This window comes from Pedobacter sp. Leaf216, from assembly GCF_001421515.1.
Taxonomy (GTDB): domain Bacteria; phylum Bacteroidota; class Bacteroidia; order Sphingobacteriales; family Sphingobacteriaceae; genus Pedobacter.
In genome coordinates this window covers 573,727-586,798 of record NZ_LMKM01000012.1, presented here as the reverse complement: position 1 = coordinate 586,798, position 13,072 = coordinate 573,727, and the positions used below count along the sequence as shown (strand labels likewise).

The 13,072-nt window shown below is 39.2% G+C and carries 10 protein-coding genes and 1 riboswitch; of the genes, 7 read left to right on the top strand and 3 right to left on the bottom strand.

Annotation, left to right across the window (positions count from 1 at the left end; genetic code table 11):
* Positions 1 to 25 precede the first annotated feature (25 nt).
* From ASE74_RS12370 to purD, 3 genes are all read left to right on the top strand, one after another.
* A complete protein-coding gene (locus tag ASE74_RS12370) occupies positions 26 to 787 on the top strand; it encodes an enoyl-CoA hydratase/isomerase family protein (RefSeq protein ID WP_055909261.1) in 762 nt (253 codons plus the stop codon).
* 104 nt (positions 788 to 891) lie between these two features.
* Positions 892 to 1,773 (top strand): SDR family oxidoreductase, encoded by an 882-nt coding sequence (locus ASE74_RS12365; protein WP_055909260.1) that lies wholly within the window; start codon positions 892 to 894, stop codon positions 1,771 to 1,773.
* Between the two features lie 99 nt (positions 1,774 to 1,872).
* The gene (purD, locus tag ASE74_RS12360) at positions 1,873 to 3,144 is read left to right on the top strand and encodes a phosphoribosylamine--glycine ligase (protein ID WP_055909258.1); all 1,272 of its coding nucleotides are present in this window, start codon (positions 1,873 to 1,875) and stop codon (positions 3,142 to 3,144) included.
* Positions 3,145 to 3,337: 193 nt separating this feature from the next.
* Here the strand turns inward: purD and ASE74_RS12355 are convergent, their stop codons facing one another.
* Positions 3,338 to 4,483 carry a TlpA disulfide reductase family protein gene (locus ASE74_RS12355; RefSeq protein WP_055909255.1) on the bottom strand — a complete coding sequence of 382 codons (1,146 nt, stop codon included), beginning with the start codon at positions 4,481 to 4,483 and terminating at the stop codon, positions 3,338 to 3,340.
* 920 nt (positions 4,484 to 5,403) lie between these two features.
* Positions 5,404 to 6,585: a formimidoylglutamase gene (locus ASE74_RS12345; protein ID WP_055909247.1), complete on the bottom strand. Its 1,182-nt coding sequence runs from the start codon at positions 6,583 to 6,585 to the stop codon at positions 5,404 to 5,406.
* Between the two features lie 71 nt (positions 6,586 to 6,656).
* Here ASE74_RS12345 and ASE74_RS12340 point away from each other — a divergent pair, with 71 nt between their 5' ends.
* The gene (locus tag ASE74_RS12340) at positions 6,657 to 7,619 is read left to right on the top strand and encodes an NAD-dependent epimerase/dehydratase family protein (RefSeq protein WP_055909244.1); all 963 of its coding nucleotides are present in this window, start codon (positions 6,657 to 6,659) and stop codon (positions 7,617 to 7,619) included.
* Positions 7,619 to 8,920, top strand: coding sequence for an HAD-IB family phosphatase (locus ASE74_RS12335; protein ID WP_055909241.1), 1,302 nt, complete (start codon positions 7,619 to 7,621; stop codon positions 8,918 to 8,920). Before ASE74_RS12340 ends, ASE74_RS12335 begins: the two co-directional genes overlap by 1 nt.
* Positions 8,921 to 9,137: 217 nt before the next feature.
* Here ASE74_RS12335 and ASE74_RS12330 read toward each other — a convergent pair whose 3' ends face one another.
* Positions 9,138 to 10,415, bottom strand: coding sequence for a voltage-gated chloride channel family protein (locus ASE74_RS12330; RefSeq protein WP_082458755.1), 1,278 nt, complete (start codon positions 10,413 to 10,415; stop codon positions 9,138 to 9,140).
* A gap of 18 nt (positions 10,416 to 10,433) precedes the next feature.
* Positions 10,434 to 10,496, bottom strand: a riboswitch (Fluoride riboswitch).
* Between the two features lie 65 nt (positions 10,497 to 10,561).
* On the opposite strand from ASE74_RS12330, the gene ASE74_RS12325 reads away from it, so the two are divergent.
* Together ASE74_RS12325 and ASE74_RS12320 are read left to right on the top strand one after the other, a co-directional pair.
* Positions 10,562 to 11,527: a tryptophan 2,3-dioxygenase family protein gene (locus ASE74_RS12325; protein WP_055909239.1), complete on the top strand. Its 966-nt coding sequence runs from the start codon at positions 10,562 to 10,564 to the stop codon at positions 11,525 to 11,527.
* Positions 11,528 to 11,656: 129 nt separating this feature from the next.
* The gene (locus ASE74_RS12320) at positions 11,657 to 12,721 is read left to right on the top strand and encodes a branched-chain amino acid aminotransferase (protein WP_055909237.1); all 1,065 of its coding nucleotides are present in this window, start codon (positions 11,657 to 11,659) and stop codon (positions 12,719 to 12,721) included.
* The last annotated feature ends 351 nt before the right edge of the window (positions 12,722 to 13,072 follow it).

Here is a 13,072-nt window from a genome sequence, read left to right as displayed (position 1 = left end):
CTATAATCTTGATACTATTTAACATATGAATACAATAAAAGTAAGTGTTAAAGACCGTTTAGCCACTATAACATTAGATAGAGGAAAATCAAACGCCTTAAACCGCGAGCTGATTACCGAATTAGACGATATGCTCAAAAACATCACCGCCGATGATAACATTGGCGGTGTAATTTTAACCGGAACAGCACCTTTCTTTTCTGCAGGTTTGGATCTGGTAGAGCTTTACAATTATAACGAAGAAGAAGCAAAATCTTTCTGGCAGTTGTTCCTGGGTTTTACAGCCAACCTGGTTTCGTTTAAAAAGCCAATGGTAGCAGCAATAAGCGGGCATAGCCCTGCGGGTGGTTGCGTAATGGCTTTAGCCTGCGATTACCGTGTAATGGCCGAAGGGCAATACATTATCGGCTTAAATGAAGTTCCGGTAGGAATTATCGTTCCCAATAGTATTTTTCAGTTATACGCCTTTTGGATTGGTAAAGCCGAAGCCACAAAAAGCCTGCTTTCGGGCAAGCTCTATAACCCTGAGGAAGCTTTAAAAGTAGGTTTGGTAGATGAGCTGGTAAGGAATGAAAGTTTGTTAACCGCTGCCGAGCGAAAGATTAAAAAATTTATGGAGCTGGAAAGCAATACCTGGTCGCAAAGTAAATTAAATATCCGCGAAGAATTGATCACTGCTGTAACCGCCGATCAGTCGGCTACACTTGAGAAAATGTTGGCACAATGGTGGTCGCCGGCAACACGCCACATACTGAAAACAATTTTAGCCAACCTGCAACGGAAGTAGTTTGCAGTAGTTAGTTTTCAGCTGGCAAATTCACAGTTTAATCAATTAACCGGTTTCAACAGTTAACCAATTTCAACAATCAACCACTAATAACCAAATACACTATGTTCAGTTATAATTCACCAATGCTTAGAGAAGACGCTTTAAAAGGAAAAACCATTGTAATTACTGGCGGTGGAACGGGACTGGGAAAAGCAATGGGTGTTTATTTCCTGAAATTAGGCGCAAACTTAGTCATCACAAGTCGCAAACAAGATGTACTGCAAAAAACCGCCGACGAAATGGAAGAAAAAACAGGCGGTAAAATATTGGCTGTAGCTTGCGATGTGAGGGAGGTAGCACAGGTAGAAAATGTACTGGCCAAAACTTTAGAAAGATTTGGTGCGGTTGATGTGTTATTAAACAACGCAGCAGGTAATTTTATTTCGCCAACCGAACGTTTGTCTGCCAACGCATTTTCATCTATTATCGATATTGTATTAAAAGGTACCGTTAATTGTACACTTACCTTTGGCAAACATTGGATTAAGGAAAAACAAACAGCAACTGTATTAAATATCATTACCACGTATGCATTTACAGGTTCAGCCTATGTGGTGCCTTCTGCCTGTGCAAAAGGTGGCGTTTTAGCATTAACCAGATCTTTAGCGGTAGAGTGGGGTAAATATGGTATCCGTACCAATGCAATTGCCCCGGGTCCTTTCCCAACCAAAGGCGCATGGGAGCGTTTATTGCCTGGCGATTTAGCCAAAAAATTCGATTTCAAAAACCGTGTACCGTTGAAAAGAGTTGGCGATCATCAGGAACTTGCCAATTTAGCGGCATTTCTGGTGAGCGATTTCTCCGGATACATTAACGGTGAGGTAATTACAATTGATGGTGGCGAATGGTTGCAGGGTGCAGGCCAGATGAACGGCTTAGAGGCAATCCCTAATGAAATGTGGGATATGCTGGAGCAAATGACGCGCAGTGCGAAAGGGAGCTAGCAAAGCCTAATGCGGTTAATGGGAGGTATAGGCCAAAAGCCGATAACATTTCAACGTTCAAAATTTCAACATTCCAACACTAATCCTATCTTTGTCAACATGAATATCTTACTTTTAGGTTCAGGCGGCAGAGAGAGCGCATTCGCTTGGAAAATGAGCCAGTCTTCGCACTGCGATAAATTGATTATTGCTCCAGGAAACGGTGGTACAGGAGCTTACGGTACCAACATCAATATCAATGTAAACGATTTTGATTCGATCAAAAAAGTAGTACTCACAGAAAATATCCAGCTTGTAGTAGTAGGGCCAGAAGAGCCTTTGGTAAACGGTATTCACGATTTTTTCCTCGCCGATAAAGCCATTGCACATATTCCTGTAATCGGACCAAAAAAAGAAGGAGCCATTTTAGAAGGAAGTAAAGATTTCTCTAAACAATTTATGGAACGCCATGGAATTCCTACAGCGGCTTCAAAATCTTTCACGCCAGCTACTTTAGAAGATGGTTTGGCTTATCTACAAAACCATGCTTTACCAGTAGTTTTAAAAGCCGATGGCTTGGCTGCGGGTAAAGGTGTATTAATCTGTACCGAAACCATCGAAGCACAGGAAGAATTAAAGCTGATGCTGGGTGGTAAATTTGGTGCAGCTGGCGCAACAGTTGTAATCGAACAATTTTTAAGTGGAATAGAGCTTTCGGTATTTATTTTAACAGATGGAGAAAATTACATCACACTGCCATCTGCTAAAGATTATAAACGGATCGGATTAAATGATACCGGATTAAATACAGGCGGTATGGGTTCGGTTTCTCCGGTTCCTTTTGCCACACCAGAATTTTTGGCCAAAGTAGAAGAACGCATCATTAAACCAACAGTTGAAGGATTAAAGAAAGATAATATTGATTATACAGGATTTATCTTTTTCGGATTGATTAAAGTAGGAGAAGAGCCATTTGTAATTGAGTATAATGCACGCATGGGCGATCCTGAAACCGAAAGTGTAATCCCGAGGATTGAAAACGATCTGGTTGAGCTGTTTTTAGCTACCGCAGATAAAAAACTGAACGAAGTAAATCTTGTTATTTCAGATCAAACCGCTGCTACCGTAATGATTGTGGCTGGAGGCTATCCTGGCGATTATTTAAAAGGTAAAGCCATCACCGGAATAGAAAACCTTCGCCATTCTAACGCTTTCCATGCTGGTACGCTGTTAGAAAATGATGTGGTTAAAACAAACGGTGGAAGGGTTATTGCGATTACAAGTTTACAAAAAGATATGTTTACCGCATTGCAATCAGCCACTGCCGATGCAGGTAGAATTTATTTCGACGGTAAATATTTTAGAGAAGATATCGGTTTTGATTTAATTTAAAACTAATCAGGTATATAAAAAAGAAACCCCTCAGATCAATTGATCTGAGGGGTTCTTTTTTATCAGTTTATTTATCCTTGTGAGCACCACCCTGGATTTATTTCTTGGCTTATTTTGAAAGAAACATGCTGATCTCAAACATAGGAGATACCTTAACAATCTCTTTCGGCACAGCGATTGGATAACCGAATTATTATTTCGATTTACTTCCCAACAATTCCTGAAGTTTATCCTGTAAAGCTTGCTCTCTTAATCCTTTAGCGATAATTTTACCAGTTGGATCAATTAAGAAGTTGGCAGGGATAGATTGGATGCCATACATTTGTGCCACTTCGTTTTCCCAGAATTTTAAGTCAGAAACGTGTGTCCAGGTTAACTTATCATCAGCAATTGCTTTTAACCATGCATCTTTTTTCCCCGGACGATCTAATGATACACCTAAAACAGTAAAGCCTTTATCTTTAAATTTATTATAGGCTACCACAACGTTAGGGTTTTCCTGGCGACAAGGGCCACACCATGATGCCCAGAAATCAACAAGTACATATTTACCTTTAAAATCAGATAATTTTACTGGTTTTCCATTAGGGTCGTTTTGTGTAAAGTCCATCGCCATTGCACCAACAGCAGTTTTTCTGCCAGCGTCGAATAATTTTGCGATTTTTTTACCTCCTGAAGTCTCTTTAAGTTCAGACGATAAACCGTTAAAAGCTTTTTCTGCTGCCACTGCCTGATCAGGATCTGGAGCCAGCTGGCTAATTGCACTTAAGCTGATGTAAGATTTTGGATTGTTGCTAGCGTATTGTAACAACAATGGAGCCATTGCAGCAGCTTCTTTTTCATAACGTGCACCTAAAGCACCCATAAGGGCCTTATCTTGTTTTTGCTCGGGCGTATAAGCAGCATATTCTACATTAATGGCATCAAGCTTATCGGTTACCGGTTTGGTTAGTGCCTTTAATTTTTTAGCATCGTCATTAACAACAGAACCTGTTATCGTTGCATTTTTTAATGAATCGGCGGCTGCAAGTTTAATATTTCCTGGTTCTACGTAAAGTGAAAGCCCATCTAATTTTTCACCCTGTGCAGGGCGGTTTACAAATGGGTTTTTATTTAAGTAAAGGCTTCCTTGCGCAGGGTTTACTAAGGTACCTTTAAAGTTAAAAGCACCATTGGCAACAGTTGCAGAATCGGTAACACTTTTACCCTCGCTTTGATAGATTAAATAAACCTTATCGCCACTTTTTAATCCTTTTATATCACCGCTAACGGTAAACGGTTTTTGTGCTAAAGCTGCAAGTGGCAATAGTGCCATTGCAGATAATAATATCTTTTTCATGTGGGGTTTGTTAATCGTTTTTCAAATATAGAAATCTGTACTGCAAAAACGTAAATAGCTGTGTAAAATTATGATAGAATATTTAAAGGCTCACTAATTTTCTTTTTGCATAAGGACTATACGTTGCGGAGCTTGGGGCTATTTCAGAGTTGTCAACTTTCTGGCAAGCGTGTTATTAAAGTTGACAACTCTTTTAGTACTACTTATTTTTACCAGCAAGAGACAAATATTGATTTCAGCGTTCTCAACCTTCTTGCAACCCTGCTATTACAATGACAACTCTTTTAGGAAAAATCCCCGTGGTCTGTGTCTCCACAGACCATTTAATACTTTTCCACCCAAAACAAAGGCGCAATGGTTTTATTTTAGCATGAGGGATAGCAGTGGAAATCCTTTTTTTGATCCTTCATCAAAAAAGATTGGAACGTATAGCCCGACCCTTGCGCAGCTTGGGGCATGCCCAAATCGGTTACAGAATTTTATTATTATAATACTATTTCAGAGTTGTCAACTTTCTGGCACCATGTTATTAAAGTTGACAACTCATTTAGCTCCACTTATTTCTACTATGAAACAAATAATTTCAGCGTTGTCAACCTTCTTGCAACCGTGTTATTAATTTGACAACTCTTTTGGGAAAATCCCCATGGTCTGTTTCTCCACAGACCATGGGGATTTTCCACCCAAAACAAAGGCGCAATGGTTTTCTTTTTGCATGAGAGATAGCAGTGGAAATCCTTTTTTGATCCTTCATCAAAAAAGATTGGAACGTATAGCCCAACCCTTGCGCAGCTTGGGGCATGCCCAGATCGTTTACAGAATTTTATTATTATAATACTATTTAAGAGTTGTCAACTTTCTGGCAACCATGTTATTAAAGTTGACAACTCTTTTAGCAACACTTATTTTTAATACAGTTCTTAATTTAATTTCTGATAGGTTCTCCACCACAAATCAGGCATTTCGCCATTTACGGCAGTCTGGTAGTCATCATATCGGCAAGGTACAAGGTGGTAACGCTCGTTTTTAGTTTGTCCGGATGGATAAGGTACCTGCATCCACCACCTGTCTGATTTTTTGCTTTTCACGAACATCATTTCGCCCGAACCATCTTTTAAGCTGGTACGGTATATCATAAACTGAGATTTTGGTGTAAGCGGAAAATCTTTTTTACGGGCGTAATAACCTTCTATAAAATACCATACCATTTGGGCGAGTAAAAAAGCCGTTTGTCCGTTATTGTCGTAAGCAGGGTTGAATTCGTAAAAGCCAATTGAGGTTAATTTATCGTTCATGCCTGCATAGCGGGCAATGCGGCAGGCTTCTTCACCATCAAAACCATTCGGTGTGGTATTGGCATTTGCGGCAGCATCGGCAGATCGGATTGCGCCTATATCAAAGCTGATCATGTTTGCATTGCGGATAATGGGTTCAGTCAAAGTAATATCCTGGGCAAACTCGCCCAAGCGATGTACATCAAAATACAGTTTATCCATCACGCTCAAACTCTCCTGGTTTACAAAATAAGTTTGGTAACCTACATTGCTAAAATTGAACAGATAATTAGGCTGGTGTAAGAAAATTTTATTCAGGTAACAGTCCGATCGGGTGGCAATTCCTTCATGGTCATCATCACCGATATCAAATTGGTTATCAATAACAACCAGATCTACTTTTTGCTCTAAATCTTCATAACCCAGATACTGGCCATAGGTTAAATCCTGCCCGCCACCAATAATAATTGGGATGATGTCTTTTTTGATGAGTTCAGAAACCACCATTTTAATGGCGATATATGTATCAGCAATGGTTGCGCCGTGTTTAATATTGCCTAAATCTACAATTCTGGTACTAAAAGGACCTTCATTGAGCTTATAAAATTTCTCTCTAAAATAATCCGGAGCAAGGGCACTGCCTTCATTATTCACCGCCCCTCTTCCATCAAGCACGCCAAAAATAGCCAGATCGTAGGTATGCTCCTCAAAATCGGGAAAGGTTTCGGTGTAAATCTGCGCTTTTAAACCCAGCTGACTTGTAAAAAATCCTTGCCTGGGTGTAAAACTATCGGGGTTTATGGGTGAAAAGAAATCCGTTAATGACATATATTTAAAACTCTCGGCTCAAATATCTATTTTTGAATGCGTATTTCCACATATAGCCCGAAAAAAATAAAATGATACTGGTAACCGGAGGAACTGGATTTTTAGGATCTGAATTAATTAAACAGTTAACTGATAAAGGTTTAACTGTGCGGGCACTGAGGCGGGCGAAATCTAAAGTCCCTGCATTGATAAAAGATATTCAATTAATTGAGTGGTTTGAAGCCGATATTAATGAACCTTCTATACTCGAGGATGCCTTTGAGGGAATTACCAAAGTTTACCATTGCGCTGCATTTGTATCTTTTAACCCAAAAGATAAAAAACAACTTTTTCATGTAAATATTGAAGGAACATCTAACATCGTAAACCTTTGTGCCGAAAATAACTGCCGTTTGTTGCATGTTAGTTCGGTAGCAGCCCTTGGAAATGCAAAAAAAGGACAAAAAATAACGGAAAAAGATTTCTGGGAGTATGATGCCAAAGCCCATGCCTATGGATTATCAAAGTATGAAGGCGAAATGGAAGTATGGCGGGGTATAACTGAAGGTTTGGATGCGGTTATAGTCAATCCATCGGTTATTATTGGTAAAAATGCAGGTTTTGAAGGGAGTGGAGCTATTTTTAAATTGGTAAAAGGAGGTTTTCCGTTTTATACAGATGGCGCATCAGGCTTTGTTGATGTTGAAGATGTGGCAAAAGCCATGATCCTTTTAATGGATGCCGAAGTTTCTGGTGAACGTTTTATCGTATCTGCTGACGATTATCATTATAAAGCGCTGTTTGGCGAAATTGCTCAGGGTTTTGGAGTTAAAGCACCTGTAAAAGAAGCGAAACCATGGATGCTCGGAATAGCCTGGCGGGCACTTAAATTTGCTTCCTTGTTTACCGGTACACAGCCTTCTATTACCAAAGATGCAGCAAAAAGCAGTTTAACCTTGAGTTATTACAATAATAATAAAGTAAAAACGGAAACTGGCATTAACTTTAAGCCCGTTGCCGAAAGCATAAAAGAAATTACCCAACATTTAAGATAATGCCCAAACAAAAAGCCTATTACATCATCGATTTTGACAGTACCTTTACCCAGGTAGAAGCACTTGATGAACTTGCCCGCATTTCGCTGAAGAACCACCCAGATAAAGAAGCGATTTTTCAAAAAATTGAAGATTATACCAATTTTGCTATGGAAGGGAAACTTTCCTTCTCCGAAAGTTTAGCACAACGCGTTAAACTGCTCGAAGCAAATGAGGAGCATTTAAAACAGCTGATTAAACATTTAAAAAAGAAAGTATCAACGTCTTTTTCGCGTAATGCAGAGTTTTTTAAAAAACATGCCGACGAGGTTTTGATTGTTTCCGGCGGATTTAAGGAGTTTATTACGCCAGTAGTAAGCCAATATCACATTAAGAAAGAAAATATTTATGCCAATACCTTTGTTACCACCGGCGATGGTAAAATTATAGATTACGACCATGCCAACCCGCTAAGCGAAGAAGGTGGTAAAGTAAAGTTGCTTAAACATTTAAAATTAGAAGGCGAACTGTTTGGCATCGGAGATGGTTACTCAGATTTCCAGTTGCGTGAAAGCGGAATTATCAATAAATTTTTTGCTTTTACCGAGAACATTGCGCGCGAAAGCATTGTATCTAAAGCAGACCATGTTACGCCAAGTTTTGATGAGTTTTTGTATGTAAATGATCTTCCACGGGCAATCTCTTATCCAAAAAACCGAATTCTTTGTCTGGTAATTGGCGAAGTTGATCCTTTAACCATCTCAATTCTTAAAAATGATGGATTATCTATTCGCCATAAAACCACTTTCGAAGAGAAATATGTAAAAGATGTTGGCATAATATTGTTGGCTGATGGCGAAAAAATAGATAAAGAGCAGTTGAAAAATGCAGCCAAACTTAAAACAATTGGGTATTTAGGAAGTGCAAAGAATAAAATAGATCTTGACCTTTGTACCAAACAGGGAATCGTAGTTTTCGACGATCCAAAAAATAACCCGCGCAACATAGATTTTATTCCCAAACGCGTTGCCGATTTTATGAACACCGGAGCAACCTATTTAAGCAGTAATTTTCCGAATTTACAATTGCCAAAAATTGAGAAATCGCACCGTTTAATCCATATTCATAAGAACGTGCCAGGTATAATGGCTAAAATTAATACTGTTTTTGCGAAACACGATATCAATATTGTAAGCCAGTTTTTAATGACCAACCCCGAAATAGGCTATGCCATTACCGATATAAATGCCCAATACGATAAACAATTGTTTAAATCGCTTAAAAAAATTGAACAAACCATAAAGTTTAGGGTACTATATTAACCAGGATTGTATTTTCGAGGGATAATTTTTATAACAATCAATCTAAGTGACATGATTTTAAGGAAATGAATATCCTAAGGGTATCGTCATTGCGAGAAGGCTTTTTCAGCCGACGAAGCAATCTTACAACGATCGCTACTGGCGTGTGCTTTAGGATTGTTTCGTGCCTCGTGCTTTAGTTGGGATGACGGCCATCTTTATGAATCCCCCCGTTCCCTCAACGCCTCTTCAGCAACAAATGTTTCGGGGCTCCAATCGTTTGTGATTGATAAATCCCGGTATGGCCCGAGAACAGGTATGCAGTAACACAGGCAAGGGCGATGTAAATTCCCGAGGAGGTTCCGAATAACTCTACACCCATAAAAATACAGGCTAACGGAGTATTTGCTGCGCCTGCAAAAACAGCTACAAAACCCATTCCCGCGAGCAATCCTAATGGCAATGGAATAAAAAAACTCAAAAAGCTACCCAATGTTGCTCCAATAAAAAAAAGTGGGGTTACTTCCCCTCCCTTAAACCCGGCACTTAATGTTAAAGCTGTTAAAAATAATTTAATGGCAAAGGTATAGTAAGCTTCTTGTTGTGTAAATGAGGCTGAAATAACAGGTATCCCTAAACCAATGTAACGCGTATTTCCAATCAGGTAAATAATGCCAATCAAAATTATTCCACCTATAAAAGGACGAAGCGGCGGATACTTAATTTTACTGAAAATCTTGGATAAACCATGGTTTAAGGCAGAAAAAGATCTTGCTGTAAGTCCAAACAATATACCGGCCCCTAATGATAGCAGCAGGTTAACCGAGTTTAGTTCAGGTATTACAGAGATACTATAATGGGTATGGCCAACGCCCCAGGCCTTGCATGCATAATCGGCAATTATTGCGGTAATAAACGAAGGTAGAATTGCACTATAAGTTAAACTTCCAACCACAAAAACCTCCAACCCAAATACGGCACCAGCTAGTGGAGTTCCAAAAACGGAGGCGAAGCCAGCACTGATGCCGCAAATCAGAATAACTTTCCTGTCTCTGGCATTAAGTTTCAATAGTTTGGTAAACTGATCGGCAAATGCACCACCAATTTGAACGGCAGTACCTTCTCTTCCGGCTGATCCTCCAAATAAATGAGTAATAATTGTGCCGGCAAAAATTAACGGAGCCATCACAATTGGTATGATCTTTTTAGGCGATTGTAACTCTTCAATTAAGAGATTGTTTCCCTTTACCACTGCTGTGCCCCAATAATGATAAGCCAAACCGATAACAATACCAGCTAAAGGTAAAAAGGCAATGATCCAGAGGCGTTGTTCGCGGTAATTGGTTGCCCAGTTTAAGGTAGCCAGAAATAGGGCAGAAGCAGATCCAATAATTCCACCCAGTAGTAGAGAAATCAGCAACCACTTAAGTGTACTGATCAAGAGTAATCCGAAGTCGAATTTAATAAAGCGATGAACAGACAGAAGAAATCCTTCTGTTAATTTTTTAACAGGCATTTGAATTCAATTTTAAATAAAATCGTAGGAGTCATCAGCCTGTTTGGGCGGTTTTGGCGGTACCCCATCGCCTTGGTTTCAAATGTATAAAATTTAGTTATTTGTTGCAAAATCTTTATCACCTTTGTACCAGCTAACTTCAAACAATGGATTTCACACCAGAAATAAAAGACAAATTAAACCAATTACAAGAAAAGTATACCGCAATGGGGCAGGATATGGCCTCTTACCTCGATGGCCTCTTATATGCCGATTTCCTAACCTACTGGGATTATATCCATCTGGATACACTACTCAGTTTGCAAAGCCCTAAAACACCAATTCCTGATGAGGAAATCTTTATCATGTACCATCAGATTACCGAGCTCTATTTTAAACTAGCTTTGCACGAGTGCAGGCAGATTGCTGAGCATAAAAATTTAACTGTTGAGTTTTTTACTGCCCGCGTAAAACGCATTAATGCTTATTTCAATGCCCTAACCACATCTTTTGAAGTAATGGTTGATGGTATGGAGAAAGAACAGTTTTTAAAATTCCGCATGTCGCTATTACCGGCAAGTGGTTTCCAATCGGGGCAGTATAGGATGATTGAAATCTGTGCTACTGATTTTATCCGCCTGGTTGATAAATCTAAACGGGTAGCTTTAAGCACGGCAACAATAGAAGAGCAGTTTGAAAATATTTATTGGAAATTTGGGGCAACTGAGCTGGCTTCGGGCAAACAAACCTTAACCCTTAAACAGTTTATTAAAAAGTATGCTGCTCAGTTTCTGCAACTGGCAAAAGATCGTACACTAACTAATTTTTCGGCGCTATATCATCAATTACAGGCAAATGGAGCAGATGTTACAGCGCTTGCAGAAGAGCTGCGCAAATTAGATTTGTATGTAAACGTAGAATGGCCTTTATCGCATTATAAATCGGCGGTACGTTATTTAGAGAAAGATCCTGTTGATGTTGCCGCAACAGGAGGAACCAACTGGCAGAAATACCTGCCTCCGCGTTTTCAAAAAAGAATCTTTTATCCATTCTTATGGACAGATGAACAAATGGAAGAGTGGGGCAAAGGATGGGTGCTTAGTGTACTTAAAACACTCAAAAACAAAGATTAATATTATAAAAAGCTATTAAAAAAGCACGTTTTTTCTTAATTTGCGCGAAATAATTAATGATTGAATATAAGAATGAGCAGGTAAAATACTCAATCATTCGATCATTCACTCATTCAAAATTCAAATACAATGACCGAGACATTAGATATAAAAATCACGAATGCAACCGAAACCCGTTTGGCTGTTACTGATTTTTCGCAGTTACCATTCGGTAAGGTTTTTACCGATCACATGTTTACAGCCGACTTTGAAGATGGCGAATGGAAAAATTTACAGATTCTTCCTTATGGCCCCATTCCTATGAGCCCTGCAATTTCTGCACTTCATTACGGACAAGCAATTTTCGAAGGATTAAAAGCATACCGTCAACCCGACGGAAAGATTAGTGTTTTCCGTGCTGATAAAAATTTCGAACGCTTTAACAAATCAGCGGCAAGGATGTCGATGCCAGGTATTGCTGAAGAAATTTTTATGCAAGGTTTGGCAGCGTTAATCAATGTGGATGAGAAATGGGTGCCTAACCAGGAAGATTACGCTTTGTATATCCGTCCGGTAATGTTTGCCATGGACCCATATTTAGGGGTAAAAGCATCTGATTCTTATAAATTTGCCTTGTTAACCACACCAACAGGTCCATATTACAGCAGTGCCTTAAAAGTTAAAATCGAAACTGAATTTACCCGTGCAGACGAAGGTGGAGTTGGCTTTGCTAAAACTGCCGGAAATTATGCCCGTTCACTATATCCTTTTGAGCAGGCTAAAAAAGAAGGTTTTGATCAGTTAATCTGGACGGATTCGGTTACACACGAATTTATCGAAGAAGCCGGAACCGCAAATTTGCTTTTTGTAATTAATGGTAAACTGGTTACCCCATCAGTACGCAGTACAGTTTTAGATGGCGTAACGCGCGATACAATTATCAAACTGGCTAAAGAGGCCGGTGTTGAGGTTGAGGAGCGTAGGGTTTCTGTTAAAGAGGTGATAGAGGGAATTGAAAACGGAAGCTTAACAGAAGCATTTGCTGCAGGAACTGCTGCTACAGTTACACATGTTGGCGAAATGGGTTATAATGGTCAGGTTTATAAATTAACAGATCCATCTACAAGACACATTTCCAATGGAATTGCTAAAAAATTAAACGATATCCGTTACGGCTTAGCTCCCGATGAGTTTGGCTGGAACTGGGTTTTATAATAAAATCTTATCCAATAGTAGGAGGTTGTATCTCAATATATATGTCATCCTGAGGGAGAATTTATTGTGTAAAATCAATATGAATGACATTATTTTAAGGAAATGAATATCCTATGGGTATCGTCATTGCCAGAAGGCTTTTTCAACCGGCGAAGCAATCTTATAACGATCGCTACTAGCGTGTGTTTCAGGATTGCTTCGTACTTAGCAATTGTAAGTGTTTGGTAATTCCGTAATGAACTAGAGATAGTTTCTGCAATGGAAACACAGAAAATTCATAGATAATCATACTACATCGTCCTTGTTTGTAATGAAGGATGTACGAGAAAAGCGATTTTATCGCTGTTAAAG

Bases quoted from the DNA above. Each gene is read 5' to 3' on its own strand.
- ASE74_RS12320 (WP_055909237.1), top strand. From the start codon at position 11,657: ATGACCGAGACATTAGATATAAAAATCACGAATGCAACCGAAACCCGT.
- ASE74_RS12325 (WP_055909239.1), top strand. From the start codon at position 10,562: ATGGATTTCACACCAGAAATAAAAGACAAATTAAACCAATTACAAGAA.
- ASE74_RS12340 (WP_055909244.1), top strand. From the start codon at position 6,657: ATGATACTGGTAACCGGAGGAACTGGATTTTTAGGATCTGAATTAATT.
- ASE74_RS12370 (WP_055909261.1), top strand. From the start codon at position 26: ATGAATACAATAAAAGTAAGTGTTAAAGACCGTTTAGCCACTATAACA.
- purD (WP_055909258.1), top strand. From the start codon at position 1,873: ATGAATATCTTACTTTTAGGTTCAGGCGGCAGAGAGAGCGCATTCGCT.
- ASE74_RS12345 (WP_055909247.1), bottom strand. From the start codon at position 6,585: ATGTCATTAACGGATTTCTTTTCACCCATAAACCCCGATAGTTTTACA.
- ASE74_RS12335 (WP_055909241.1), top strand. From the start codon at position 7,619: ATGCCCAAACAAAAAGCCTATTACATCATCGATTTTGACAGTACCTTT.
- ASE74_RS12365 (WP_055909260.1), top strand. From the start codon at position 892: ATGTTCAGTTATAATTCACCAATGCTTAGAGAAGACGCTTTAAAAGGA.
- ASE74_RS12355 (WP_055909255.1), bottom strand. From the start codon at position 4,483: ATGAAAAAGATATTATTATCTGCAATGGCACTATTGCCACTTGCAGCT.
- ASE74_RS12330 (WP_082458755.1), bottom strand. From the start codon at position 10,415: ATGCCTGTTAAAAAATTAACAGAAGGATTTCTTCTGTCTGTTCATCGC.